The sequence below is a fragment of the Pseudomonas sp. SDO52101_S400 genome, assembly GCF_054071635.1.
Window position 1 is genome coordinate 1 of record NZ_JBSVWF010000038.1, and the last position, 26,247, is coordinate 26,247.

Sequence of the window (26,247 nt, forward strand, 5' to 3'; positions counted from 1 at the left end):
AATTATTGATTGACTGACACTCACTCTTCGCGAGCAAGCCCGCTCCCACATTTTTGAGTTGGGTGAGGCCTTAAGGTCTGGGTTGTTGCGCAAACTGCTGGCCTTGCTGAACCGCCCACGCAACAACCTTCGCGGTGAGCCGGTCACTGGCCTGTCCAAACCCGGCCACCACCGCCGGCACCTGCACATCGCTCAGCGGCTGGCGCTCTTCAAAGCGGTGGCTGGCGAGAATCTTCTGGTCATAGCCGCGCACCAGCAACGCATCGACCCGCACCACGACGCTGGCCTGATTGCCCTGGTACTCGGTCTGAAACGCCTGCAAGCTGCCGCCCAGCTCCAGATCCGCAGCAAAGTTGCTGTCATCGGTACTGAGCAACGTCACCCGGCCATCACGCGTAAAACCATCGAGCAGCCGGTTGCGCACCAGCACCGGCGCCGGGTCGCTCCAGCGCGAAGCCTTGTAGCTGCTGATCACGTCCCCCTGAGGAATCACTGCGATGCCTGGACGATTCAGCGCCTCGCTGGCCTGCAATTTGTTCAGACGCAGCGACCAGTGCTGAGTCGCCAGCGAACTGAGCGAGGCGGGCGCCTGCGAGGCCGGCAAGCGGTAGACGTCCAGCGGCTCGGACTTGGGCAGGATCGAGCAGGCGCTGATCAGGGAAAGGCCAGCGAGGAGGAGGGCGAGGCGAGTCAGCTTCATGGCGTGAACTCCTTGTTCTTTTCACTGCCCAGCAGGTAACCGCTGGGGTTGGCCTCCAGACGTTGGGAAATGGCCCGCAGCGAGGTCAGGGTTTCACGCAGTTCGCGCACCGCCGGCGCCAGCCCGTTGAGGCCCTGCATGCCGCTGTCGAGGGAGTTCTGATTCTTGCTGAGCAAGCCGTTGATGGTGGCGCTGCTCTGTTCCAGCGACTTCATCGCCTGCTCGGCGCTGCCCAGAGCCTGTTTACCCTGATCGTTGAGCAGGCCGTTGGCGTTGCGCATCAGCAGCGATGTCTGTTCCAGCATGTTGCTGGCCTGTTTGCCGACGGTCGCCAGTTGCTGCATGGCCTGGCGCAGATCGGCGCGCTGATCGTTGATCGAACCGGTGGTCTGCTCCAGATGCGCCAGAGTCTGGCTCACCCGCTCGATGTTGTCGCTGGAGAACATCTGGTTGGCATTGTTGAGCAAAGTGCTGACCCCGCTCATCAGGTCGTTGCTGTCATTGAGCAGCCGCGAGATGGGCGAGGGCGAGGCGACGATGGTCGGCAGGTTGCCGTCCTTGCCGCGCAGTTTCGGACTCTCTGGCGTGCCACCGCTGAGCTGGATGATCGAAGTCCCGGTGATCCCTGCCAGGGCCAGTTTGGCCAAGGTGTCTTCCTTGACCGGCGTGTCGCCACCCAGGCGTATCCGCGCCAGCACCCGGCGCGGATCCTCGGGATCGAGCCGCAGGCTGACCACATCGCCAACCTTGATCCCGCTGTACTGCACCGGGCTGCCCCGGGACAGACCGCTGACCGCCTCGTTGAAGACGATTTCGTAGTCCTTGAACTCGGTGTCGACGCTGGACTTGGCCAGCCACAGACCGAAGAGCAGGGCGCCGGCCACCACAATCACCGTGAACAGGCCGATCAACACATGATGGGCTCGGGTTTCCATGTCAGACCTCGTTGAGCAGTTTGGCGGCGTCCAGCGCCGAGCGGCCGCGAGGGCCGTGGAAATATTCGTGAATCCACGCGTCATCGGTTTCCGAGACCACATCGATGGGACCCGCCACCAGCACTTTTTTCTGCGCCAGCACTGCCACCCGGTCGGTGATGGTGTAGAGCGTGTCGAGATCGTGGGTCACCAGAAACACGCTCAGGCCCAGCGCGTCGCGCAAGGTCAGGATCAATTGGTCGAACTGCGCCGCGCCAATCGGATCGAGGCCGGCGGTGGGTTCGTCGAGAAACAGGATGTCAGGGTCCAGCGCCAACGCCCGGGCCAGTGCCGCACGTTTGATCATGCCGCCGGACAGCGACGACGGGTATTTGTCCGCCGCCGACAGCGGCAGACCGGCCAGTGCCAGTTTTACCGCTGCCAGATGCTCAGCGTCTTCGCGGCTCAGGCCGGCGTGTTCGATCAGGGGCAGGGCGACGTTCTCGGTGACCGTCAGCGACGAAAACAGCGCGCCTTTCTGGAACAGCACACCGAAGCGCCGCTCGATCAGCGAACGCTCATGCTCTGGCAGGCTCGGCAGGTTCTGGCCGAACACTTTGACCATGCCTTCGCTGGGCCGGCGCAAGCCAACGATGCTGCGCAGCAGCACCGACTTGCCGCTACCGGAACCACCGACCACGGCCAGAATCTCGCCTTTGTACAAGTCCAGGTCGAGGTTCTCGTGCACGCTCTGGCTGCCGAAGCGATTGCACAAGCCACGGACTTCGATCACCGCCTCGGACGGCATGCGGGGTAGACGACTCACCAGCCCATCTCCATGAAGAACAGCGCGGCGACCGCATCGAGCACGATCACCACGAAGATCGATTGCACCACACTCGAGGTGGTGTGGGCGCCGACCGATTCGGCGCTGCCGCTGACCTTGAAACCTTCCAGACAGCCGATCGCGGCGATCAGGAACGCGAAGATCGGGGCTTTGACCAGGCCAACCAGGAAATGTTGAATCCCTATGTCGCTTTGCAGCAGCGACAGGAACATCGCCGGCGAGATATCCAGCGACACCGCGCAGACCACAGCACCACCGATGATCCCGCAGATCATCGCCAGAAAGGTCAGCATCGGCAGCGCCACGAGCAATGCCAGCACGCGAGGCACTACCAGCAACTCCATGGGGTCGAGGCCGAGGGTGCGGATGGCGTCGATTTCCTCGTTGGCCTTCATCGAGCCGATCTGCGCGGTAAAGGCACTGGCGGTGCGGCCGGCCATCAGGATCGCCGTGAGCAACACGCCGAATTCGCGCAGGAAGGCGAAGCCCACCAGATCCACGGTAAACACGCTGGCGCCGAAACTGGCCAGCACCGTCGCCCCGAGGAACGCCACCACCGCGCCCACCAGAAAGGTCAGCAACGCCACGATGGGCGCGGCGTCGAGGCCGGTCTGTTCGATGTGCGCGATCATCGGTGTGATCCGCCAGCGCTTGGGCCGGAACAGGCTTCGGGCGATGGTTTCGAGGATCAGGCCAACGAAGCCGAGCAATTGCAGGGTGTCTTGCCAGACCGTGTCGACGGCGCGACCGATGCGCGTCAGCAACTGCACGCTGACGCTGATTTCCGGCTCCTTGATCGGCACGCAAAAGTCGGTCAGCGAGCGATACACCGTTTGCAGCAACGCGCGGTCGGCGACAGAAATCGTGCAATCGGGGTGTTCGGCGGACTTGCCCAGACGCTCGGAGCCAAGCAGTTCCACCAGCAGCGACGCGCCAGCGGTGTCGAGGGCGCCGAGGCCGTTGAGGTCGATGGGGGTGCTGGCGTCGTACTGACCGCGGAGCGTTTCGCTCAGGTGCTTGAGCTCGGCGTAATGAGCAAGCGTCCAGTCCCCGGTAACCCGCAGACGGGCAGGGGTGATCGAAGTGTCCAGTCGGGCATTACCGGTCATCGAGCTGCTGGTCATAAGCTCCGTGCTTGTTCGGCTAAATTCGCGAACCTACGTAATAGCACGAACCGGATTACTTTTCTTTGGTCGGTGTGCTGTCCGTGACTTCGAAACGCAGAACGCCGATCACCTGGCCGTCTTCGGTCAGCACTCGCACCTGCCAGTCACCGACCGGGTTGCCAGGGAAAACCTGCTTGTGGGTCCACGCCCGGTAGCCTTCCTTGCGCCCGCCGTGGATGTCGAGGGCGATGCGGTCGACCTCTTTGCCGTTGAACTGCCACACGTGATAAATCCGCTCATCGAGCCCGCGCGGTGCGTTGATCGCGGTGTAGGCGTAGAGCCCGCCGCCACGGATCTGCTCGGCGCTGACTTGTTCGAGGCTCGCACCGGGGGTGCGGTCCTGCAGCTGGGTGCTGATCGCAACGTCAGTCATCCACAGCGTCGCCGGCGGCACCCATGAACGCAGGACCCAGCCTACGCCGCCGATACCGATGGTGATGCTGAGGATCGCCAGCGCGTTGCGCACGGTGCGGATCGGGAAGATCGACGCCAGGCTCGGGAACGACAGCACCACGGCCGTCCCCAGCGCCCATTTGAAGCTCTGCGACGTGGTCAGGTGCATGATCACCGGCAATGCGGTGAGCAGGGCGGCGAACAGGGTCAGGGTGTGCAGCGCGAGGAATGCCCAACGCCGGGGGGCCAGCCATTTGTAGTAGAGCGGATCGATGATCGAGATAAGCGCGGCGATGCACAGCAGACCGGTGAACACCAGTTGGCCGCTGTTCCAGGTGGTGGTGATGAAGAAGAACGGCAGGACGAAAAACAGGCTTTCCTGGTGGATCATCTGCGTCGCGTAACGCAGCAGCGGCTGGGGGATTTCCCGTTTGAAGACTCGCGTGAACAGCTCGGTCAGGCTGTTTTCCAGCATCAGCCAGATCCAGCTCAGCAGCATGATCGTGGTGATCCAGCTCGCCAGCCCCTGTTGCCGGTCGACCAGGATGAAACTGCCGACCCCGGAGATGAAACCACCGAGCGCAATGACCCCGGGGTAGCGCTTCATCAGTTCGAGAATGCGCTGGATCAGGAGGGTCAATTTGAGCATTTGGGCGGTTCACGACAGTCGAGGAAAAAAACCTCGACAGAGTACCGCCCGCCGGGGCCCGTGGCGAGGCTGTCGATCAGTCTGAATGCACGGATTGGCGTCTGTGCAGGCGCCAGCCGAGCAGGATCAGTAACACTGCGCCCAATCCACCGCCTACTAGCCACACCACTTGATCGTCACTGAGCAACGGCTTCTCGATCCGCAGGTATCCCGGTTGCATCAGCAACTCGCGCATGGCCTTGTTCGCCGCTTCCAGCGTCACCCCTTGCAGCTCAAGGGCGGGATCGGCGAAACGGCCATCCTCGTAGTCGCCCAGTGCGCTCCAGTAATAGTCGGCCATGCCGCTGTTACCCTGCACGGCCCAGGCCTGGTGGGCGATGGCCGCCTGTTTGATGCGGTTGAACGTGTCGGCGTCGAGGCCGTTTTTCAGCAGGTCGGCCTTGAGGTCTTCCAGGACTTGCTCGGCCTCGGCGATATCACCGCGATCCAGGTCAGCGTTCAGGCTCATGAAACCGACACCGCCGAACACTTCACGCTCGGCCCACGGCCCATAGGACAGACCATGGTTGAGGCGCAACTGGCGATAGAGCGCCCACTCCAGGTATTCCTTGAGCAGATCGAAGGTTTCATCGTATTGGTCGTCCAGCACGGGCTCCGGCACCAGCCAGTGCAACTTGGCACTGTTGCCGATGAAGCCGCGGGTCAGCGTGCGTTCATGGGCGGCGCTGGCGCGGATGTCCGGCAATGGCCGGTGTTCGCTTGGGTCGACCGCTTCCAGTGCGCCCCACGCCCGTTCCAGATAGGCAGGCAGCAGCTTGTCGAGGTCACCGACGACGATCAGGGTCATATTGTTCGGCGCGTACCAGGCCTTGCGTACCTTCTCCAGTTGTTCACGGGTCAGGCCATCGACCTCGGCCCGCTGCGGGCATTTCAGACCCAGTTCGACCGCCAGTTGATTGCTCGCGGAATGCCCCAGGTCCTGACGGTCGAGAAAGCGCCGCAGACGTGTGTAATGGCCGCCATCTTCGCGCTCGACCACCCGTTTGGCGGCATTGATCGCGTTGTCGTCGATGCGGGTCTGGGTCAGCAAGTCCAGCAGCAGGTCGAGGACCTTGCGCTGGTTTTTCGCCGGGGCTTCGATGACGAACGTGGTGTCGGCGTTGCTGGTGAACGCGTTCCAGTCGCCGCCAAGGGCCTGCATGCGCTCTTCGAGGCCACCCTCGCCGGTGGCGTCGATGCCGCTGAACAACAGGTGTTCGAGCAGGTGCGGCAGCTCTTTTTCATTGCAGTCGAAATCGTCGAGACCGACGCCCACCACCAGCCGGATCGCCACATGCCCGCGTTCGGTGCCGGGCTTGAGCAGCAATTGCAGGCCATTGGGCAGGGCATAGCCTTCGACCTGAAAGCGGTCCAGGGCGAGGGCGGGCAGGGAACCGAGCAACAGACAAGCGAACAACAGGCAACGCATAACGAGCTTCCATACAGCTGAATTGGAGATCCGTGTCGTCAGCCCGGCCGCGAGGCCGAACCTTGAGTTACTGACTGACCACAGCCCCAGACGTTCAAGGCGAATGCGTGATGTCCGCCATATCGTCGGTCTCGAGCGCGCCGGTATCGGAAGTTTCCAGCACCACATAGGCGCTGCTGCAAAACAGCGAGTTCAAGCGTTTCATGTCGGCAATCAACTCCAGGTGCAGCGAACTGGTCTCGATACTTTGCACGATCTTGCGTTGCAAACGGCTGACATGGGCATGGGCCAGGCGCCGCTCCTGCGCACGGAAGCGCCGTTTCTCGCGCAGCAACTGGCGCGCACTTTCCTTGTCACCGCTAAGGAACACCGACAGCCCCAGCCGCAGATTGGAGATCAATTGGCTGTGCAGCCCGGCCAGTTCTTCCAGCCCGTCCTCGGAAAACGAACGGCGCTGCGAGGTCTTTTGCTGCTGCACCTTGCGCAGCATGCGTTCGATCAGGTCGCTGGCGAGCTTGAGGTTGATCGCAAGCTCGATGATTTCCGCCCAGCGACGACTGTCCTGCTCGCCAAGATCCTCACGGGGCATTTGCGCCAGATACAGCTTGATCGCGCTGTACAGCGCTTCGACGTCGTCGGTCAGCTTGCGCATTTCCTGGGTGACGGCGGTCTGTTTGCCGCGCAGCACGTCGAGGGTTGCGTCGAGCATGTTGTCGATCAGGTCGCCCATGCGCAGGGTTTCCCGGGCGGCATTGGCCAGCGCCAGGCTCGGCGTGACCAGTGCTGTCAGATCGAGATGACGAGGTTTGGCAGTGCCGTTGATCTCCGGCCGCTCCGGCAACAGCCAGGCGCACAGCCGCGCCATCGGCGCGACGGTGGGAACCAGGATCAGACAGCGGGCAGTGTTGTAGAGCAGGTGGAAGCCGATGACCATTTCCTGCGGGCTGAAATCCAGGCTGTCGATCCAGTGCACCAGCGGGTCGAGCACCGGAATGATCAGCAGCAGGCCGATCAGCTTGTACAACAGGCTGCCCAGCGCCACTTGCCGGCCGGCGGCGTTCTGCATGCTGGTGCTCATGAACGCCAGCACGCCACTGCCGATGTTGGCGCCGATCACCAGTCCGATCGCCACCGGCAGACTGATCACATTGGCGCCGGCCAGCGTCGCGGTCAGCAGCACAGCGGCGAGGCTTGAGTAGGAAATCATCGCGAACAACGCGCCGACCAGGGCATCCAGGAGGAGGTCGCCGGTCAGCGAGGCGAAGATCACCTTCACGCCTTTGGCGTGAGTGATCGGTCCGGCGGCCTCGACGATCAATTGCAGCGCCAGAATGATCAGCCCCAACCCGATGGCCACACGGCCCATCTGCCCGAGCCGCGTCTGTTTGCGCGACAGGAAGAAAATCACCCCGAGGAAAATCAGCAGCGGCGACAGCCACGACAGATCGAATGTCAGTACCCGCGCCATCAGCGCGGTACCGACGTCGGCCCCGAGCATGGTCACCAGGGCCGGGGTCAGCGCCATCAGGCCTTGGCCGACGAAGGAGGTCACGAGCATGGCGGTGGCGTTGCTGCTTTGTACCATCGCGGTCACGAGGATGCCGGCGATGAAGGCCAGCCAGCGTCTGGACATGTTCTGGCCGATCACATGGCGCAGGTTGGTGCCGTACACCCGCAGGATGCCGGTTCGGACGATGTGCGTGCCCCAGATCAGCAGGGCCACGGCAGAAAGCAGATTGAGCAGGGTGAGCATGCAGACCCCCTGTAGTTGCAGCGCCCCAAAGGGGCAAGTTGACGATACCGCGCGATTTCTACGTGTTGTTCTTAAGCTGTAGTTGGCTAACGGTCCGGGCGCCAGCATTGCACAGCTAAAGTGCGGATTGAAACAAAAGTGTCATGAAAACAGCTTCATGCGGCCATGAAAAAAGGGCCCGGAGGCCCTTCGATCATCAGCGCAGCGTCCGGGTTACTGTCCCGGAATATCCTTGCGCAGTTTCACCGGATCCTGCTGTTGTTTCTTCTTGGCCATCGCGCCACGCAGCTTGATGTTGATCGCTTCGACTGCCAGCGAGAACGCCATGGCGAAGTAGACGTAGCCTTTCGGTACATGCACGTCGAACGCTTCGGCGATCAGCACGGTGCCGACCACCAGCAGGAACGACAGCGCGAGCATTTTCAGCGACGGGTGCTTGTCGATGAACTCGCTGATCTTGCCCGAGGCCGCCATCATCACCAGTACCGCCACGATGATCGCCGCGACCATCACAGGGACGTGGGAGACCATGCCGACGGCGGTGATCACCGAGTCCAGCGAGAACACGATGTCGATGATCGCGATCTGGATGATGGTGTAGAGGAAGTTGCCGCCCTTGCCGCCAGGCGTGTCGTCGCTTTCGTCTTCACCTTCCAGCGCGTGGTACATCTCCTGGGAGCTTTTCCACAGCAGGAACAGGCCACCGAAGAACAGGATCAGGTCACGCCCGGAAATGCCCTGGCCGAACACCACGAAAAGGTCGGCGGTCAGGCGCATGACCCAGGTGATCGACAGCAGCAACAGGATCCGCGTGATCATGGCCAGGCCAAGACCGAAGATCCGGGTGCGCTGCTGCATGTGTTTGGGCATGCGGCTGACCAGGATCGAAATCATGATGATGTTATCGATGCCCAGAACGATTTCCAGGGCGGTCAGGGTAAAGAAGGCAACCCAGATCTCAGGGTTGGTCAGCCATTCCATGTGTATTCCTTTGAGCGTGTGTTAAACCAGGACGCCAGCAAGCAGCTGGCGTTCTGGTGAGTTGATGCCGTTACAAAGTGCTGAACAGCGGGAAAGTCCCCAACAGCAAGGCTGCGACCAGTATGCACAGGCAGACCAGCACTGCCCACTTCAGGGTGAAACGCTGGTGATCGCCGAACTCGATCCCGGCCAGTGCCACCAGCAGATACGTCGACGGTACCAACGGGCTCAGCAGGTGGACCGGCTGGCCAACGATCGAAGCACGGGCCATTTCCACCGCGGTGATGCCGTAATGGCTGGCGGCTTCGGACAACACCGGCAACACGCCGTAGTAGAACGCGTCGTTCGACATGAAGAACGTGAACGGCATGCTCACCAGCGCCGTGATCACCGCCAGGTACGGGCCGAGGAAATCAGGGATTACTGCCAGCAGGCTTTTCGACATGGCATCGACCATGCCGGTGCCCGACAGGATACCGGTGAAGATGCCCGCCGCGAAGATCAGACTGACCACCGACAGCACGCTGCCGGCGTGGGCCGCGACGCGGTCCTTCTGCTGTTGCAGGCAAGGGTAGTTGACGATCATTGCAATACTGAACGCCACCATGAACAGCACCGGCAGCGGCAACAGGCCGGCGATCAGGGTGCACATCAGCGCCAGGGTCAGCAGGCCGTTGAACCAGATCAGCTTCGGACGACGGGCATCCGGGAACTGCGACACGCTGATTTCGCTGTGATCGATTTCGTCGCCGATCAGGTGCAGCTCACCCAGACGCGCACGTTCACGTTTGCCGTAGAAGTAGGCAATGATCAGGATCGCCACCACACCGGCAGCCATGGCCGGGATCATCGGTACAAAGATGTCCGACGGGTCCACGTGCAGCGCACTGGCGGCACGAGCGGTCGGGCCGCCCCATGGGGTCATGTTCATCACGCCACCGGCGAGGATGATCAGACCGGCCATGATCCGCGGGCTCATGCCGATACGGCTGTAGAGCGGCAGCATGGCGGCCACGCAGATCATGTAAGTGGTCGCGCCGTCACCATCGAGGGAAACGACGAGCGCCAGTACGGCGGTACCGACCGAAACTTTCAACGGGTCGCCCTTGACCAGTTTGAGGATCTTGCGCACGGCCGGGTCGAACAGGCCGGAGTCGATCATCAGGGCGAAATACAGAATGGCGAACATCAGCATCACGCCGGTCGGCGCAAGCTTGGTAATACCTTCGAGCATCATCGGGCCGATCTTCGGGGCGAAACCACCGAACAGGGCAAACAGGATCGGGATGATGATCAGAGCGATCAGCGCGGACAGGCGCTTGGTCATGATCAGGAACATGAACGTGATGACCATGGCGAAGCCAAGGAAAGTCAGCATGGGAATACTCCAGGCGTAGCGCGGCTAGGTAAGTGAGCGGATCGGGCAGGATCAGCGCAGAACGGGAAGCACGAGACGTACGGGCGGAGTTGCAGCGAGGAGGCGGGTTACAGAGGACATCAGAATCACCATTGTTGTTGTTAATTGGGCCTGACGTGCGAGCAATCACACGCGTTGGCCAACCGGTCTGTTGCCGGTAGTGGCGGCGATCCTAATCGGGGAACCTTTCAGCTACCTTTCGCCGCTGAAAGCTTCGGGCGAATGACCAACCGGCCGTCGGATGCGGCTAGAGTCAATGAACACGGGAACGGGAGGGCAGGGAGATGAATGAATTGCACGGCGGCGGCTGCCATTGCGGACATATCCGCTATCAGTTCAGCGGAGCGTTGCAGGACATCGCCCACTGTCATTGCTCGATTTGCCGGCGGGTCAGCGGTGGCATCGTCACCACCTGGATCACGGTGCCGGCGGTGAACTTCCAGTGGCTGGCCGGGACGCCTTCGCGCTATGACTCGTCGACCAGTTGTGCACGGTTCTTCTGTCCGAACTGCGGCGCACAACTGGCGCTGGTGACGGTGCTCAGCCCCGAGAGCATCGATCTGACCGTCGCCACCCTGGATCATCCGGAGCAGGCCGCCGCCGAGCGGCACATCTGGACCGACAGCCAGTTGCCGTGGCTGCATCTGGATGAACATTTGCCGGGCGAACCCGAAGAGACTCTTTAGGTTAAAAAATAGACAGATCCAGCGGCCGCATCGCGCCCATCCAGATCGCATGCTCGGTGTGATCCAGCAAGTCATCGCCCGTATCCGGATGCAGGAACACCACCAGCCCCTTGCGATTGAGCGCCAGCCACGGCAACACGTCGCCGATCAGTTCCGGGCCGAAGGCCAGTTGGCAGCTCCAGTCCGGGTGCGGGCCGACCGGGCGTTCATGCACGCGGCCCATTTTCAACGGGAACAGCACCGCTGCCTGCTCACACAGCGCACGCGCCTGTTCGATCGTGCTGGCGTCGTAATAAACGTGGGCGTGATAACCCTTGATCGTCTGCATCGCAAACCCTCTGAATCGGTTCGAACCCTCGGCGTTGGCCGTATGTCACACGCCATACAAGGGAAAACAAAAGGGATCTCAGCCATGAAAAATGCCGAAACCCCGGCGGTAAAAGTGGTGCTCTATGGTGCCATTAGTAGCCTGGGCAGTGCGTTGATGGCTGAATTGCTGCGCCGTCAGTATGAAGTCATCGCCATCCTCGACGACCTGACCGCCCTCGCGCCACGCCCGGGCCTGCGCACCAAGAGCGGCGACCTCTTCGATGCCGAACGGGTCAACCAGAGTGTGGCCGGCAGCTCGGCGGTCATTTGTCTGCTCGATGCACCGGGCCTGCCGTTCAGCAGTGAACATGTGGAAAAGTCCGTGGTGCTCGGGCCGGTAGAGCAGGTGCTGGCGGTGGATGCGCTGATCGAAGGCCTGCAAGCGGCGAACGTGTCGCGACTGTTTGTCGTGGGGGATTTCGCGCTGCTGGACGAGCCGGATCTGGATGATCGCCTGCAACGCCACGCCGCCGAGGAAATCCGCGAAGCCCTGCAAGGCAGCCCGTTGAGCTGGACGCTGGTCAACTCGCCGCGTGGAGTGGCGGGGCTGACCATCGAGCATTTCAGTCAGGTCAGCAGCAGTCTTGAGCCGGGGCTGGCCGAACCGCTGGAACGCCTGAGCCGGGTGGCCGTCGGGATGGCCGATGAGCTGCGGTTGAATCTGCATGTGGGCGAGCACGTAAGTTTTGTCGCGGCGTCGGACGCCTGATCACACCGCGATAGAAGGCAAATCCATTCCCGTCAGCGACTGAGCGCTGCTGGCCTGCTCGGCCATCAACCAATCGACAAACTGCTGAATCAACGCCCCTCGGCGTTTGCGCTGCGGCAGCACCACGTAATAACCGAGGCGGGAGAGGGTGGTTTCGGCAATTGGCCGGCACAACAAACCCTGGGCCAGCAAGTTATCCACAAGGTGACGCCAGCCAATCGCCACGCCCTGACCGCCAATCGCCGCTTGAATCAGCAAGGTGTAGTTATCGAAACGCAGCTGTCCCGGCGCGGGCGGCGTGTTGATACCAAGTTCGCGGAACAGGCCGCTCCAGTCGAACCAGTTGCTGCTGTTTTCCCCGCGCAGATGCAGCAGCGGAAACTCCAGCAAAGCCTGGGCAGGCAAGGGCAGAGAGCGATCCTTGAGCAACTGCGGGCTGCACACCGGGAACACTTCTTCGCTGAACAACCAGTGACTTTCGCCTTGTTTGAAGCGACCGTCGCCGAACAGTACGGCAACGTCGATATCCGGGCGCAGCATGTTGTGATTGCGCTCGCTGGTGACCAGGCTGACATCCACCTGCGGATTGGCTTCGTGAAAACGGTGCAGGCGCGGCATCAGCCAGTACGCCGCGAAAGCGAAATCGGTGGCGACCTGCAGTACTTCATGTTGCTGCTGCGCGCTGATCGCACTCAATCCTGCGTCGATATTCTGCAAACCTAAGGTAACTTGCTCGAAAAGGATCGAGCCGACCTCCGTCAGCTCAATGCCTCGGTAGATCCGGTCGAACAGCCGCGTCCCGAGCTGTTCCTCCAGCCGTTTGATCTGCTGGCTGATGGCCGGTTGAGTGGTGCCGAGTTCCACCGCCGCCGCAGTAAAACTGCGATGACGGGCCGCCGCTTCGAAGGCGCGCAGCAGATCCAGCGACAAATCACCGAGGGCTTCATACATAAGCTGTGCTTATCCTAGTCATTGTCCGGCGCGGGCTTTACCGGATATTGCGGGGAATCCATGCTCGATCGCAGCAATGTCGCATAAATATTCACTATGGAATGCCGCGATCACATGAAGCGCAAGAACATTCTCTTCATCATGGCCGATCAAATGGCCGCGCCAATGTTGCCGTTCTACGGCCCGTCGCCGATCAAACTGCCGAATCTCAGCCGCCTCGCCGAACAAGGCGTGGTGTTCGATGCCGCGTACTGCAACAGCCCGTTGTGCGCGCCTTCGCGTTTCACCCTGGTCAGCGGCCAGTTGCCGAGCAAGATCGGCGCCTATGACAACGCCGCCGATTTCCCCGCCGACATTCCCACCTACGCTCATTACCTGCGCCGCCTCGGTTACCGCACCGCGCTGTCGGGCAAGATGCATTTCTGCGGTCCCGATCAACTGCACGGTTACGAAGAGCGCCTGACCAGCGACATCTATCCGGCGGACTACGGCTGGGCAGTGAACTGGGATGAGCCCGATGTACGGCCGAGCTGGTATCACAACATGTCCTCGGTGTTGCAGGCCGGACCATGTGTGCGCACCAACCAGCTCGACTTCGACGAAGAGGTGGTGTTCAAGGCACAGCAATACCTGTTCGATCATATTCGCGAGGACGGCGACCAGCCGTTTTGCCTGACCGTGTCGATGACTCACCCTCACGACCCGTACACGATTCCCAAGGCGTTCTGGGATTTGTACGACGATGCGGATATCCCGCTTCCGACAACGCCGGATCAGCACTCACTCGATCCGCATTCCCAGCGGTTGCTCAAGGTCTACGACCTGTGGGACAAGCCGCTGCCTGTGGATAAGATTCGCGACGCGCGCCGGGCGTACTTCGGTGCGTGCAGCTACATCGACGCCAACGTCGGCAAACTCCTGCAAACCCTCGAAGATACCGGGCTGATCGATGACACCATCATCGTGTTCTCCGGCGACCACGGCGACATGCTTGGGGAAAAAGGCCTCTGGTACAAAATGCACTGGTTCGAGATGGCCGCGCGGGTGCCCCTGTTGATAAGTGCCCCCGGTCAGTTCAATGCAGGCCGTGTCAGCGCCGCCGTGTCCACCGCCGACCTGTTGCCAACTTTCGTGGAGCTGGCCGGTGGCAGCCTGGAACCCAATCTGCCGCTGGACGGCCGCTCGCTGGTGTCGCACCTGCAAGGGCGGGGCGGTCATGACGAAGTGTTCGGCGAATACATGGCCGAAGGCACCGTCAGCCCGCTGATGATGATCCGTCGTGGCGCCTTCAAATTTATCTACAGCGAAACCGACCCTTGCCTACTCTTCGATGTGGATAACGATCCACGGGAGCAGGAAGAACTCAGCAGCTCACCGCAACATCGCCAGCTGTTCGACGATTTTCTCGCCGAAGCGCGGACCAAGTGGGACATTCCGGCGATCCACCACGATGTTCTCGAAAGCCAGCGCCGCCGTCGTTTCGTTGCCCAAGCGCTGACTATCGGCAAGCTGAAGAGCTGGGATCACCAGCCGCTGGTGGACGCCAGTCAGCAATACATGCGCAACCACATCGACCTCGATGACCTGGAGCGCAAGGCCCGTTATCCACAACCCTGCCAAAACCAATAACGTTAAGGGGAAGTCCATGGTCAAGTTATCCACAATCGTGACGGTCAGCCTGCTGGCACTGGGCAGCGCATCCGCGTTCGCCGAGAGCTGCGACACGGTGAAAATGGCCGACCCCGGCTGGAGCGACATCGCCGCGACCAACGCCATCACCGGGTTTCTGCTGGATGGCATGGGCTACAAGGCCAAGGTCGACACCCTCGCGGTGCCAATCACCTTCGGCGGTTTGAAGGACGGCCAGGTCGACGTGTTCCTCGGCAACTGGATGCCGGCGCAGCAGGGCTTCTACGACAAGTTCGTCGCCACCGGGGACGTCACGCAACTGGCGAAGAACCTCGACGGCACCGAATTCACCCTGGCAGTACCGGATTATGTGTGGGACGCGGGTGTGCATAACTTTGCCGACCTGAACAGATTCGCCGACAAGTTCGAGAAGAAGATCTACGGCATCGGCTCTGGCGCGCCGGCGAACATCTCGCTGCAAGAAATCATCAAGAAAAACGACTTCGACCTGGGTCAGTGGAAGCTGATCGAGTCCAGTGAACAGGCGATGCTGGCCGAAGTCTCGCGGGCGGTGAAAAAGCAGAAATTCGTCACCTTCCTCGGCTGGACCCCGCACCCGATGAACGTTCAGCTGAAAATGCATTACCTCAAGGGCGGCGAGAAATACTTCGGCGACACCGGCAGTGTCTACACCCTGACCCGCAAGGGCTACGCCGAGGCCTGTCCGAATGTGGGTAAATTGCTGACCAATCTTTCGTTCACTCAGGAGATGGAGAACAGCATCATGGCTGAGGTGGTGAACAAGAAAGTCAGCAATGCGGATGCGGTGAAGGCTTGGATCAAGGCGAATCCGGGGGTTTTGGATAAGTGGCTTGACGGGGTGAAGACGGTGGATGGGAAGGATGCTTTGCCCGCTGTAAAAGCCAAGCTTTGATTGCGGTGTGCTGACGATTTGTGTTCGCTTTAGATCTTTCCCCCCTCACCCCAACCCTCTCCCCCCAAGGGGGCGAGGGGGAAAGGGAGCCGATCTTCAAGTTTTTCAGATCCTGAGTTCGACTCAGGAGTTGCAGGTCGATGTATTCAAACCAAACACCGCGGTCAGTCCCCTCTCCCTCCGGGAGAGGGTTAGGGTGAGGGGCTTTTCCTGACTGACACCCTGATACCCTCCACACACCAAAAACTCCAAACCGAGAGGATCCATGGCCCTCCCCAGCCGCCGCTCACTGTTCCCCTTCCTGACCTGGCTGCCCCGGCAAACCCGCGCCAGCGTCGGGCGGGACCTGGTCGTAGGCCTCAGCGGCGCGATTCTCGCCTTGCCCCAGTCAATTGCCTACGCGCTAATCGCCGGTCTCCCACCCGAGTACGGCCTCTATGCCGCGATCATTCCGGTGCTGATCGCCTGCCTGTGGGGCTCGTCGTGGCATCTGATCTGCGGGCCGACGGCAGCGATTTCGATTGTGCTGTTTGCCAGCGTCAGCCCACTGGCCGTGCCGGCATCGCAGGACTACATCACCCTGATCCTGCTGCTGACCTTCCTCGCGGGGATTTTCCAGTGGCTGCTCGGCCTGTTGCGTTTCGGCGCACTGGTGAATTTCGTCTCGCACTCGGTGGTGCTGGGCTTCACCCTCGGCGCGGCGGTGGTGATTGCCATCGGTCAGTTGCCGAACCTGCTGGGACTGGATCTGCCGGCCAAGGCGACGGCGCTGGCCAGCCTGATGGACTTGCTGCGTCATCTCGGGGCTGTGGATAAGCCGTCGCTGGCCCTTGGTGCAAGCACTGTGTTGATCGGTGCGCTGCTCAAACAATGGCTGCCACGTTGGCCGACGCTGTTGATGACACTGGTGCTCGGCAGCCTGGTGGTGTGGCTGTGGCCAGCGATGTTTGGCCATGTTCATCTGGTCAGCGCTTTTGTCGGGCGGCTGCCGCCGTTCAGCGGTCTGCCGCTGGATATGGATCTGGTCCTGCGCCTGCTGCCCAGCGCCGTGGCGGTGGGCATGCTCGGGCTGGTCACCAGCCTGTCGATTGCCCGTTCGATTGCTGCGCGCTCGCAGCAATTGCTCGATGCCAACCAGGAAGTCCGTGCTCAGGGGCTTTCGAACATTGTCGGGGCGTTCTTTTCGGGATCGTTGTCCGCCGGTTCGTTCACCCGTTCCGGGCTGAGTTATGAGGCCGGGGCCTGTTCGCCGCTGGCAGGGGTTTTCTCGGCTTTGTGGGTGGCGCTGTTTGCGATTTTCGGCGCTGGGTTGATTGCGCACATTCCAATCCCGGCCATGGCCGGCAGCATTCTGTTGATTGCCTGGGGGCTGGTGGATCATCGCGGCATTCGTGCATTGCTGCGGGTCAGCCGGGCCGAGTTCGTGGTGATGGGACTGACCTGCGTCGCCACCTTGCTGCTGGAATTGCAGACGGCGATTTACGCCGGTGTGCTGGCCTCGCTGTTTTTCTACCTCAAACGCACCTCGCAACCCAGGGTGCAGCATTGGCGTGATGGCGAGGACGATGTGCTACGGGTCGGCGGCTCGATCTTTTTCGGCGCCAGCCACTACCTGCAAGTGCGCCTGCAACGGATGCACGGCGCGCGGGTGGTGATCGAGGCGCAGCAGATCAACTTCATCGACTATTCCGGCGTGGAAATGCTCCATCAGGAAGCCCGGCGCCTGCTGCGCCAGGACCGCAGCCTGACCTTGCGTCAGGCGCGACCGCAGGTGGTGGAGGAATTGCGCAAACTCGAAGGGCCGGAGAAATGCCCGATCCGATTTGAGGATTGATCTGATATTCAGTGTCGACTTCCATCGCTGGCAAGCCAGCTCCCACCAGGATCAGCTGAATCCCTGTGGGAGCTGGCTTGCCAGCGATGCTTTTAAAGTGCCAGTTGGCGGCGTAGCTCAGCCAGCACTGGCGCCGTGTCGGGACGCACGCCACGCCACAGGAAAAACGCCTCGGCAGCCTGCTCCGCCAGCATCCCCAAGCCATCCATCACCACACCCGCGCCATGCTCAGTGGCCCAGCGACAGAACGCGGTCGGCTCCTTGCCGTACATCATGTCGTAGCACAGGGTCTTGCCCGGCTCGATCAGGCTTGGCGCAATCGGCGGCACGTCGCCGGTAAGGCTGGCAGAGGTGGCGTTGATGATCACGTCCACGGGCTCGCGCAACCAGTCGTAACCGCTGGCCGACACCGGCCCCAGATCACAGAACAATTCGGCCAGTAGCTCGGCCTTGTCTACCGTGCGGTTGGCGATGATCACCGAGGCCGGTTTCTCCGCCAGCAAGGGTTCCAGCGCACCGCGCACCGCGCCGCCCGCCCCCAGCAGCAGAATACGTTTGCCGGTGAGGCTGAACCCGGCGTTGACCGTCAGATCCCGCACCAGCCCGGCGCCGTCGGTGTTATCGCCGAGCAGGCTGCCATCGGCCAGTTTACTCAAAGTGTTCACCGCACCGGCACGCTGGGCGCGGGCGGTCAGGCTGTTGGCCAGGCGATAGGCATCTTCCTTGAACGGCACGGTCACGTTGGCGCCGCGACCGTCCTGGAAAAACGCCGTGGCGCAGCCGGAAAAGTCGTCGAGCGGCGCCAGCAGGGTGCTGTAGTCGAGGCTCTGTCCGGTCTGCTCGGCGAACAGTTTGTGAATCATCGGCGACTTGCTGTGGCCGATCGGGTTACCGAAAACGACGTAACGATCCATCAGAAATCCTCAGGCCTGGGCCAGCCAGTCGCGATCTTGCAGGAAGTAATCGGTCAGGCGCGCTTCTTCGCTGCCCGGCTCGGCTTTCCAGTCGTAGGCCCAGCGCACTTGCGGCGGCAGCGACATGAGGATCGACTCGGTGCGCCCACCCGATTGCAGGCCGAACAGGGTGCCACGGTCGTAAACCAGGTTGAACTCGACATAGCGGCCGCGACGGAATTCCTGGAACTCGCGCTGCTTGGCGGTGAACGCATCGTTCTTGCGACGCTGCACGATCGGCAGGTAGGCGTCGATGTACGCATCGCCAATGGCACGCATGAAGGCGAAGCTGGTGTCGAAGTCCCACTCGTTCAGGTCATCGAAGAACAGGCCGCCGATGCCCCGTGGTTCGTGGCGGTGCTTGATGTGGAAATAGCTGTCGCACCAGGCCTTGTAGCGTGGGTAAACGTCCGGGCCGAACGGCGCGCAGGCCTGCTCGGCGACGCGGTGCCAGTGGATGCAGTCTTCTTCGTTGCCGTAGTACGGGGTCAGGTCGAAGCCGCCACCGAACCACCAGACCGGCTCTTCACCTTCCTTTTCGGCGATAAAAAAGCGCACGTTGGCGTGGGACGTCGGCACATGCGGATTGTGCGGGTGGATCACCAGCGACACGCCAAGGGCTTCGAAACCGCGGCCGGCCAGTTCTGGTCGATGGGCACTGGCGGACGGTGGCAGGCCACTGCCGAAGACATGGGAAAAGTTGACGCCGCCCTTTTCGATCACCGTGCCGTTCTCGATCACCCGGGTGCGACCGCCACCGCCGGCCGGACGGTTCCAGGCGTCTTCGACGAAGCGCGTGCCGCCGTCTTCGGATTCCAGCGCCGCGCAGATGCGGTCTTGCAGGTCGAGCAGATAGGCCTTTACGGCGTCGGTGCGGGTCGTCATGGCTTCACCTTGGATCGGGCGGAACTGCGCGGCGCCCCGCGCAAATGGGCGCGTAGCATACCATCGCAGGCCGGCACGCCGCAGTTGACGAAGATCAAGCATGGGAGTTCGATAGGGGCCTTTCAGAACGTCCCAAGGAGTAGGCAGATGGCCAAGCGAATCCAGTTCCGCGCCCATGGCGGCCCCGAAGTGCTCGAGTATGTTGACTATCAACCTGCCGAACCGGGCCCGCAGCAGGTTCGCGTGAGCAACAAGGCCATCGGCCTGAACTTCATCGACACCTACTACCGCAGCGGACTGTATGCGCCACCGGCATTGCCGTCGGGCGTGGGGGCGGAAGGCGCGGGCATCGTCGAGGCGGTGGGCAGCGCCGTCACCCGGTTCAAGGTCGGTGACCGCGTGGCCTACGGCAGCGGCCCGCTGGGCGCCTACAGCGACGTGCATGTCTTGCCCGAGGCAAATCTGGTGCACCTGCCCGACGCCATCAGCTTCGAAACCGCCGCCGGGGTGATGCTCAAGGGCCTGACCGTGCAGTACCTGTTGCGCCAGACCTATGAACTGCAGGGCGGCGAAACCATTCTGTTCCACGCGGCGGCCGGCGGCGTCGGTTTGCTGGCCTGCCAATGGGCCAAGGCTCTGGGTGTAAAGCTGATCGGCACCGTCAGTTCGCAAGCGAAAGCCGAACTGGCCAAGGCCCATGGCGCCTGGGAAACCATCGATTACAGCCACGAAAACGTCGCCCAACGGGTGCTGGAGCTGACCGATGGGAAAAAAGTCCCGGTGGTGTACGACGGCGTCGGCAAGGACACTTGGCCGGCATCGCTGGACAGCGCAGCCCCTCGCGGCCTGGTGGTCAGCTTCGGCAATGCATCCGGCGCGGTGGACGGGGTGAACCTGGGGATTCTGGCAGCGAAAGGCTCGTTGTACGTGACTCGGCCAACGCTGGCGACCTACGCCAACAATGCCGAGAACCTGCAACGCATGGCAAATGAGCTGTTCGCGATGATCACCAGCGGCAAGCTGAAAGTGGATATCAGCCAGCGTTATTCGCTGGCTGAGGCGGCCAAGGCACAGACCGAGTTGTCGGCGCGGCGCACGACGGGTTCGACTGTTCTGTTGCCATAAAACCGATAGTGGCGGGGATCACGCTCCCCGCCACCAGGCTCTTCGGATTTCAGGCCGGGCGCACAACCTTGCCGGTCGCCAGATCACGAATAAGGCTCGGGTTCTTGCGCCCACCGAGCATTCCGCCCAGCACCAGATCGACCTGGCCCCGGAAATACTGCTCGACCCGCAACCGACTCTTCGCCGCCGGCCGTCCCTGTGGGTTGGCCGACGTCGAAATCAACGGCCCCACCAGCGAGCACAAATCACGCACCTGCGGATGATCGCTGACCCGCAGCGCCACGGTGTCATGCACTCCGGTCACCCACTCGGGCAACAGGTTCTGGTGCGGCACCAGCCAGGTGTTCGGCCCCGGCCAGGTACTGGCCATACGGTCGATCCAGTCCTGAGGGAAGTCCTCGAACAGGAAATCGAACTGACGGATGTTATCGGCGACCAGAATCAACCCCTTGTCCACCGAACGGTTCTTGATCGCCAACAGACGATCCACCGCTTCTTCATTCCACGGGTCGCACCCCAGCCCCCAGACGGCTTCGGTTGGATAGGCAATCACCGCCCCGGCGCGAATCTCTCGTGCGGCTTGTTGCACACGCCAACTGTTGACCATGAAAAACTCTCCGCAAACAGGTTTCGCGCAGTTTACCGATCTTCAATGTAAAACCTAGCTTACCCGCGCAAACCAGCGGCCGTTTTCGCACACCGCACGGCCCTCCATCTCCAGTTCGGTCAATGCCACCAGCACTTTGGGCAATCCCCAGCCACTGCTCTCGGCCAACCCCTCGCTGGTATGGGGTGCAGCGTGCAACAGCCGCAGCAATGGATTATCGGTACTCGGTGCGGTTGTGGACACCGGCAGGTGCTGCCAGCCACGCAGGGCTTCGAGGATGTGTTCGATGGTTTCCACCAGCACTGCGCCGTCGCGGATCAGTTGATGGCACCCACGCGCGCCGGGGTGGTGGATCGAGCCCGGAATCGCGTAGACCTCACGACCTTGCTCCGCCGCCAGCCGCGCGGTGATCAGCGACCCGCTGGCGACACTGGCCTCGACCACCAGCACGCCGAGGGACAAACCGCTGATGATCCGGTTACGCCTGGGGAAGTTGCTCGCTGTCGGCCCGGCGTCCAGTGGAAACTCCGAAATCACTGCACTGCCGGAGGCAATCATCGTGTCCGCCAGCCGTCGATTGCGCTGTGGATAAAATTTTTCCAGGCCTGTGCCCAACACGCCGACAGTTTGCCCGCCGACGTCGAGCGCGGCTTGATGCACGGCGGCATCGATGCCCAACGCCAGGCCACTGGTGATGACGAAACCGGCTCCGGCCAGACTGCGGGCAAACGCCGTGGCGGTGTCCATTCCCGGACGTGAAGCACGGCGACTGCCGACCATCGCCAGTTGCGGTTTTTCCAGAATCGGCGGGGCACCGGCAACAAACAGCAGCGGTGGCGGGTCGGCAATCTGCGCCAGCAAGGCCGGGTAATCCGGTTGGTCCCACATCAGCAAATGCTGGCCCGGGCGCTCTAGCCAGGCCAATGCGCGGCTCGCGCCATCGCGCACTTCAGGACAACGGCGAGCTTCGGCACTTGCCACCGGCAAACCCAGCGAACGCCACGCACTGGCCGGCGCACTGATGGCCTTGGAGGCCGAGCCGAACGCTTCGAGCAACCGGGAAAAACGTTTCGGGCCGATTTCCGGCAAGCGGTGCAGGCGCAAACGCGCTTCCAGTTCCGCCGGGGAAACCGGCATACAGACAGGCATCATCATGGATCATCCTTGATCGTTATAAGCCCCGAACCATTCGGAACAAGCTGTGGATAAGTCTGTTGGTAACTTGTGAAGCCAGCTAAGGATTTCGCACCTTGTCCAGCACCGCCAGCGAGCGCGATGCGTTCAGTACCAGGCCGTAACTGAGTTTGTCGTAGGTGCGGAACACCATCAGCAATCCGGCGCGTTCATCGGGGATTTTCAACGGCTGGCCAGTGATGCGGTCGCGCACGGTTTCGCCGTTTTTCATCACCACCAGCACGTTGCCTTCGGCCAGACCGTCGCGTTTGCCCTTGTTCAGGGTCACCACGTCCATCGCGCCGATCTGCGTCACGCCCCGTGGCACATCGATGATCAGGCCGTTGATGTCGGTAGTGGGGGCACTGGGCATGAAGGTCGAATTGATCGAGCGCTCTTCGCCGCTGAACAAACGGTCGCCGAGGCGTACTTCCTGGGTCGTGCGTTGCAGGGCGAGGGTGGCGACATCGCCCTCGGTGGCGACGATTTCACCGCCGCCGATGTCGTCGGCGTTGATCCCCAGGAACTCCTTGCTCTGCGGATCGGTGTAGACCTTGCCCTGGCGGAAGATGCCGTAGACCGGCTGGTTCGGGTCGAAATGGCCACGGGCGAAGATCCGGTCGCCGGTGCCGCTGAGCACCCGTTCGGCATCGCCGGCGACAATGTACGGCGCCTTGTCGAAGTCCTCGACCTTGTCGACGATGCGATTGCTCAGCAGAAAACTGTTGATGGATTTGAGCGGAATGCTAGGGATCGCTTCGGCCACCGGGCTGCTGCGGATCCGTGGCGACAGCTTGATGGTGCCGCGTGACTCCCCGCGATTGAGGGTCAGGCGGGGCTGGCCGTTGACGTAACTGAGCGTCAGCGTATCGCCCGGATAGATCAGGTTGGGGTTTTCGATCTGCGGATTGGCCCGCCACAGCTGCGGCCACTGCCAGGGTTCGCGCAAATATTTACCGGAAATGTCCCAGAGCGTATCCCCCGAAACCACCGTGTATTGCTGTGGAAAACCTTCCTTGAGTTGCACTTGCCCGTGCGCGGCGCCGGCCGAGGCCAGAAACAGCAGGGCGAGTAGTGATTTCCTCATGCGGTGAATCCCTTTATTATGTGCGTTCGCGTGAAACGCCAGAGCCCCCGTGGCTCGCTCCCTGCTCTATGCTGAAAAGCAAGGAGCTACGTTTCACAACGGTAGCCTGCATCTTCGGACCCGCCAGGCCATCGCCCGACTTTACCTCACACGTGCAGCAATCAAGCTTATGGCCATTTTGAACATCCTCGAATTTCCGGACCCGCGTCTGCGCACTATCGCCAAACCTGTGGCTGTAGTGGACGACGAAGTGCGTCAACTGGTCGATGACATGTTTGAAACAATGTATGAAGCGCCGGGCATCGGCCTTGCCGCGACCCAGGTCAACGTGCACAAACGTATCGTCGTGATGGACCTTTCCGAAGACCGCACCGAACCCCGGGTGTTCATCAACCCCGAGTTCGAATCGCTGACCGACGAAATGGAGCAATACCAGGAAGGCTGCCTCTCGGTGCCGGGTTTCTACGAAAACGTCGACCGCCCGCAGAAGGTCAGGATCAAGGCTCTGGACCGTGACGGCCAACCTTACGAACTGATCGCCGAAGGCCTGCTCGCCGTGTGCATCCAGCACGAATGCGACCACCTCAACGGCAAGTTGTTCGTCGACTACCTGTCCACGCTCAAACGCGACCGGATCAAGAAGAAACTGGAAAAGCAGCACCGCCAGAACGCTTGATGCCCCTCTCCAAAGGCTTGCTGCGGCAAGCCTTTTTCTTTTTATGAGACTCCCCCATGACTGAGCCACTGCGCATCGTTTTTGCCGGCACCCCGGAATTCGCCGCCGAACACCTCAAGGCCCTGCTGGACAGCCCTTACGAGATCGTCGCGGTCTACACCCAACCGGATCGTCCGGCCGGTCGCGGGCAAAAACTGATGCCGAGCCCGGTCAAACAGCTCGCCCTGGAAAACAATATCCAGGTGTTGCAGCCACCGACCCTGCGCAACGCCGACGCTCAGGCCGAGCTCGCGGCGCTGAAACCGGATTTGATGGTGGTGGTCGCCTATGGCCTGATCCTGCCGCAAGCGGTGCTGGATATTCCGCGCCTGGGCTGCATCAACAGCCACGCCTCGTTGCTGCCGCGCTGGCGCGGGGCGGCGCCGATCCAGCGCGCCGTGGAAGCGGGCGACGCCGAAAGCGGCGTGACCGTGATGCGCATGGAAGCGGGCCTCGATACCGGGCCGATGCTGCTCAAGGTCGTCACCCCGATCAGCGCCGAAGATACCGGCGGCAGCCTCCACGACCGTCTCGCCGAAATGGGCCCGCCAGCCGTCGTGCAAGCGATTGCCGGTCTGGCCGCCGGCACCCTGGAAGGCGAAGTGCAGAACGATGACCTCGCCACCTACGCGCACAAACTGAACAAGGACGAGGCGCGCATCGACTGGAGCCGTCCGGCCGTCGAGCTGGAACGTCTGGTCCGCGCCTTCAATCCATGGCCGATCACCCACAGCACGCTCAACGGCGAAGCCCTGAAAGTACTGGCGGCATCGCTTGCCGAAGGCAAAGGCGCACCGGGCACCATCCTCGGCGCCAGCAAGGACGGCCTGCTCGTCGCCTGTGGCGAACAGGCGCTGTGCCTGACCCGGCTGCAATTGCCTGGCGGCAAGGCGCTGAACTTCAGCGATCTGTTCAACAGCCGTCGTGAGAAATTCGCCACCGGCACCGTACTGGGTGCAGCGGTGGACGCGCAATGAACCCGCGTCTGGCCGCCGCCAAGGCACTCGCCGCCGTCCTGAGCGGCAAGGCTTCGCTCAACAGCTCCCTGCCGACGCAACTGGACAAGGTCGAGGATCGCGATCGCGGTTTCACTCAGGATCTGGCATTCGGCACCGCCCGTTGGCAGCCACGGCTGTCGGCACTGGCGGAAAAGCTGCTGCAGAAACCGTTCAAGGCCGCCGATGCTGATGTCGAGGCGCTGCTGCTGGTCGGTCTCTATCAACTGCTCTACACCCGCGTCCCGGCCCACGCCGCCATCGGGGAAACCGTGGGTTGCGCCGACAAGCTGAAAAAACCGTGGGCCAAAGCTCTGCTCAACGCTGTGCTGCGCAATGCCCAACGCGAAAGTGTGGCGATCTTCGCCGAACTGGAGCGCGATCCGGTGGTGCGCACCGCCCACCCGCGCTGGCTGCAAAAATCCCTGAAAGCCTTCTGGCCTGAACAGTGGGAAGCCATCTGCGAAGCCAACAATGCGCATCCGCCAATGATCCTGCGGGTCAACCGCCGCCATCACAGCCGTGACGCCTACCTCGGTCTGCTGACTGAAGCGGGCATCGCCGCGCAGCCGTGCACCTTCAGCCGCGACGGCATCATCCTCGACGCCGCCGCCGACGTGCGCAGCCTGCCGGGTTTCGCCGAGGGCTGGATCAGCGTGCAGGACGAAGCCGCGCAACTGGCCGCCGACCTGCTCGACCTCGCGCCGGGCCAACGGGTGCTGGATGCTTGCTGCGCGCCGGGCGGCAAGACCTGCCATATCCTCGAAGCCGAACCGGCGCTGGCCGGCGTGGTGGCGGTGGATCTGGAAGCCAAGCGCTTGGTGCGGGTGAAGGAAAACCTCGAACGTCTCGGCCTGAACGCCGAACTGATCGCCGCCGACGGTCGCGACACGGCAGCGTGGTGGGACGGCAAACCGTTCCAGCGCATCCTGCTCGACGCGCCGTGCTCGGCCACTGGCGTAATTCGCCGTCATCCGGACATCAAGCTGACCCGTCAGGCCGACGACATCGCCGCCCTCGCGCAACTGCAAGGCGAGTTGCTCGACGCGATGTGGAAAACCCTCGAAGTGGGCGGCATTCTGCTGTACGCCACCTGCTCGACCTTGCCGACCGAGAACACCGAAGTCATCGGCGCATTCCTTGAGCGTACACCGGGCGCCCGGGAACTGGATCTGGCCACGCAAGCCGGGATCAAGCAGCCCCATGGTCGCCAATTGCTGGCCCAGCAGGGTGGGCATGACGGGTTCTACTACGCCAAGCTGATCAAGATCGCTGCCGCGCGCGGCTAAACGGATTCAATGGAGTGA

At 62.0% G+C, this 26,247-nt stretch carries 25 protein-coding genes; 9 read left to right on the forward strand and 16 right to left on the reverse strand.

Translation table 11 applies throughout. The annotated features are described in order from the left end of the window. Positions 1–70: 70 nt before the first annotated feature. The 9 genes from ACW9HX_RS19090 to ACW9HX_RS19130 all read right to left on the reverse strand — a co-directional run bounded on the left by ACW9HX_RS19090 (position 71) and on the right by ACW9HX_RS19130 (position 10,249). Entirely contained in the window at positions 71–700 is a 630-nt protein-coding gene (locus tag ACW9HX_RS19090; protein WP_457381791.1) for an ABC-type transport auxiliary lipoprotein family protein, read from the reverse strand. Continuing rightward, positions 697–1,635, reverse strand: coding sequence for an MlaD family protein (locus ACW9HX_RS19095; RefSeq protein WP_457381792.1), 939 nt, complete (start codon positions 1,633–1,635; stop codon positions 697–699). Before ACW9HX_RS19095 ends, ACW9HX_RS19090 begins: the two co-directional genes overlap by 4 nt. A gap of 1 nt (position 1,636) precedes the next feature. Then, a complete protein-coding gene (locus ACW9HX_RS19100) occupies positions 1,637–2,422 on the reverse strand; it encodes an ABC transporter ATP-binding protein (protein ID WP_457381835.1) in 786 nt (261 codons plus the stop codon). A gap of 14 nt (positions 2,423–2,436) precedes the next feature. Then, positions 2,437–3,585 carry an ABC transporter permease gene (locus tag ACW9HX_RS19105; RefSeq protein ID WP_249484363.1) on the reverse strand — a complete coding sequence of 383 codons (1,149 nt, stop codon included), beginning with the start codon at positions 3,583–3,585 and terminating at the stop codon, positions 2,437–2,439. A 55-nt stretch (positions 3,586–3,640) separates the two neighbouring features. Continuing rightward, positions 3,641–4,669 carry a DUF5924 family protein gene (locus ACW9HX_RS19110; protein ID WP_457381793.1) on the reverse strand — a complete coding sequence of 343 codons (1,029 nt, stop codon included), beginning with the start codon at positions 4,667–4,669 and terminating at the stop codon, positions 3,641–3,643. A 76-nt stretch (positions 4,670–4,745) separates the two neighbouring features. Continuing rightward, positions 4,746–6,137 carry a M16 family metallopeptidase gene (locus ACW9HX_RS19115; protein WP_457381794.1) on the reverse strand — a complete coding sequence of 464 codons (1,392 nt, stop codon included), beginning with the start codon at positions 6,135–6,137 and terminating at the stop codon, positions 4,746–4,748. Positions 6,138–6,231: 94 nt separating this feature from the next. Beyond that, a complete protein-coding gene (locus tag ACW9HX_RS19120; RefSeq protein WP_457381795.1) occupies positions 6,232–7,890 on the reverse strand; it encodes a Na/Pi cotransporter family protein in 1,659 nt (552 codons plus the stop codon). Between the two features lie 213 nt (positions 7,891–8,103). Next, the gene (locus ACW9HX_RS19125) at positions 8,104–8,871 is read right to left on the reverse strand and encodes a TerC family protein (RefSeq protein ID WP_457381796.1); all 768 of its coding nucleotides are present in this window, start codon (positions 8,869–8,871) and stop codon (positions 8,104–8,106) included. Between the two features lie 70 nt (positions 8,872–8,941). Further along, a complete protein-coding gene (locus tag ACW9HX_RS19130) occupies positions 8,942–10,249 on the reverse strand; it encodes a CitMHS family transporter (RefSeq protein WP_096822403.1) in 1,308 nt (435 codons plus the stop codon). Between the two features lie 323 nt (positions 10,250–10,572). Here ACW9HX_RS19130 and ACW9HX_RS19135 point away from each other — a divergent pair, with 323 nt between their 5' ends. Next, the gene (locus tag ACW9HX_RS19135) at positions 10,573–10,974 is read left to right on the forward strand and encodes a GFA family protein (protein WP_457381797.1); all 402 of its coding nucleotides are present in this window, start codon (positions 10,573–10,575) and stop codon (positions 10,972–10,974) included. A gap of 1 nt (position 10,975) precedes the next feature. Here ACW9HX_RS19135 and ACW9HX_RS19140 read toward each other — a convergent pair whose 3' ends face one another. Then, on the reverse strand, positions 10,976–11,302 hold the full coding sequence (locus ACW9HX_RS19140) for a DOPA 4,5-dioxygenase family protein (protein ID WP_457381798.1): 327 nt from the start codon (positions 11,300–11,302) through the stop codon (positions 10,976–10,978). A gap of 84 nt (positions 11,303–11,386) precedes the next feature. Here ACW9HX_RS19140 and ACW9HX_RS19145 point away from each other — a divergent pair, with 84 nt between their 5' ends. Beyond that, a complete protein-coding gene (locus ACW9HX_RS19145; protein WP_457381799.1) occupies positions 11,387–12,052 on the forward strand; it encodes an NAD(P)-dependent oxidoreductase in 666 nt (221 codons plus the stop codon). On the opposite strand, the gene ACW9HX_RS19150 is transcribed toward ACW9HX_RS19145, so the two are convergent. Then, positions 12,053–13,003 carry a choline sulfate utilization transcriptional regulator gene (locus ACW9HX_RS19150; RefSeq protein WP_457381800.1) on the reverse strand — a complete coding sequence of 317 codons (951 nt, stop codon included), beginning with the start codon at positions 13,001–13,003 and terminating at the stop codon, positions 12,053–12,055. 114 nt (positions 13,004–13,117) lie between these two features. On the opposite strand from ACW9HX_RS19150, the gene betC reads away from it, so the two are divergent. From betC to ACW9HX_RS19165, 3 genes are all read left to right on the forward strand, one after another. Beyond that, complete coding sequence (gene betC, locus ACW9HX_RS19155) at positions 13,118–14,632, forward strand: choline-sulfatase (RefSeq protein WP_457381801.1); 1,515 nt, start codon at positions 13,118–13,120, stop codon at positions 14,630–14,632. Between the two features lie 16 nt (positions 14,633–14,648). Continuing rightward, positions 14,649–15,566, forward strand: coding sequence for a choline ABC transporter substrate-binding protein (choX, locus tag ACW9HX_RS19160; protein ID WP_457381802.1), 918 nt, complete (start codon positions 14,649–14,651; stop codon positions 15,564–15,566). 265 nt (positions 15,567–15,831) lie between these two features. Next, entirely contained in the window at positions 15,832–17,400 is a 1,569-nt protein-coding gene (locus ACW9HX_RS19165) for a SulP family inorganic anion transporter (RefSeq protein ID WP_457381803.1), read from the forward strand. A gap of 92 nt (positions 17,401–17,492) precedes the next feature. Here the strand turns inward: ACW9HX_RS19165 and aroE are convergent, their stop codons facing one another. After that, on the reverse strand, positions 17,493–18,314 hold the full coding sequence (gene aroE / locus ACW9HX_RS19170; protein WP_457381804.1) for a shikimate dehydrogenase: 822 nt from the start codon (positions 18,312–18,314) through the stop codon (positions 17,493–17,495). 9 nt (positions 18,315–18,323) lie between these two features. Continuing rightward, entirely contained in the window at positions 18,324–19,238 is a 915-nt protein-coding gene (hemF, locus tag ACW9HX_RS19175) for an oxygen-dependent coproporphyrinogen oxidase (RefSeq protein ID WP_457381805.1), read from the reverse strand. Positions 19,239–19,385: 147 nt separating this feature from the next. Between hemF and ACW9HX_RS19180 the strand changes: the two genes are divergently transcribed. Next, on the forward strand, positions 19,386–20,363 hold the full coding sequence (locus ACW9HX_RS19180; RefSeq protein WP_457381806.1) for an NADPH:quinone reductase: 978 nt from the start codon (positions 19,386–19,388) through the stop codon (positions 20,361–20,363). A 49-nt stretch (positions 20,364–20,412) separates the two neighbouring features. Here ACW9HX_RS19180 and ACW9HX_RS19185 read toward each other — a convergent pair whose 3' ends face one another. The 3 genes from ACW9HX_RS19185 to ACW9HX_RS19195 all read right to left on the reverse strand — a co-directional run bounded on the left by ACW9HX_RS19185 (position 20,413) and on the right by ACW9HX_RS19195 (position 23,230). Further along, positions 20,413–20,970 carry an L-threonylcarbamoyladenylate synthase gene (locus ACW9HX_RS19185; protein ID WP_065260146.1) on the reverse strand — a complete coding sequence of 186 codons (558 nt, stop codon included), beginning with the start codon at positions 20,968–20,970 and terminating at the stop codon, positions 20,413–20,415. Positions 20,971–21,024: 54 nt separating this feature from the next. Beyond that, entirely contained in the window at positions 21,025–22,122 is a 1,098-nt protein-coding gene (gene dprA / locus ACW9HX_RS19190; RefSeq protein WP_457381836.1) for a DNA-processing protein DprA, read from the reverse strand. 82 nt (positions 22,123–22,204) lie between these two features. Beyond that, positions 22,205–23,230, reverse strand: a complete 1,026-nt coding sequence (locus tag ACW9HX_RS19195; RefSeq protein WP_457381807.1) for a LysM peptidoglycan-binding domain-containing protein — start codon at positions 23,228–23,230, stop codon at positions 22,205–22,207. Positions 23,231–23,399: 169 nt separating this feature from the next. Between ACW9HX_RS19195 and def the strand changes: the two genes are divergently transcribed. Genes def through rsmB form a run of 3 tightly spaced genes read left to right on the forward strand, consistent with a single transcriptional unit; the run spans position 23,400 to position 26,229 of the window. Beyond that, complete coding sequence (gene def / locus ACW9HX_RS19200) at positions 23,400–23,906, forward strand: peptide deformylase (protein WP_266202004.1); 507 nt, start codon at positions 23,400–23,402, stop codon at positions 23,904–23,906. Between the two features lie 56 nt (positions 23,907–23,962). Continuing rightward, the gene (gene fmt, locus ACW9HX_RS19205; RefSeq protein WP_457381808.1) at positions 23,963–24,922 is read left to right on the forward strand and encodes a methionyl-tRNA formyltransferase; all 960 of its coding nucleotides are present in this window, start codon (positions 23,963–23,965) and stop codon (positions 24,920–24,922) included. Beyond that, positions 24,919–26,229, forward strand: coding sequence for a 16S rRNA (cytosine(967)-C(5))-methyltransferase RsmB (gene rsmB / locus ACW9HX_RS19210; RefSeq protein ID WP_457381809.1), 1,311 nt, complete (start codon positions 24,919–24,921; stop codon positions 26,227–26,229). Before fmt ends, rsmB begins: the two co-directional genes overlap by 4 nt. Positions 26,230–26,247 lie beyond the last annotated feature (18 nt).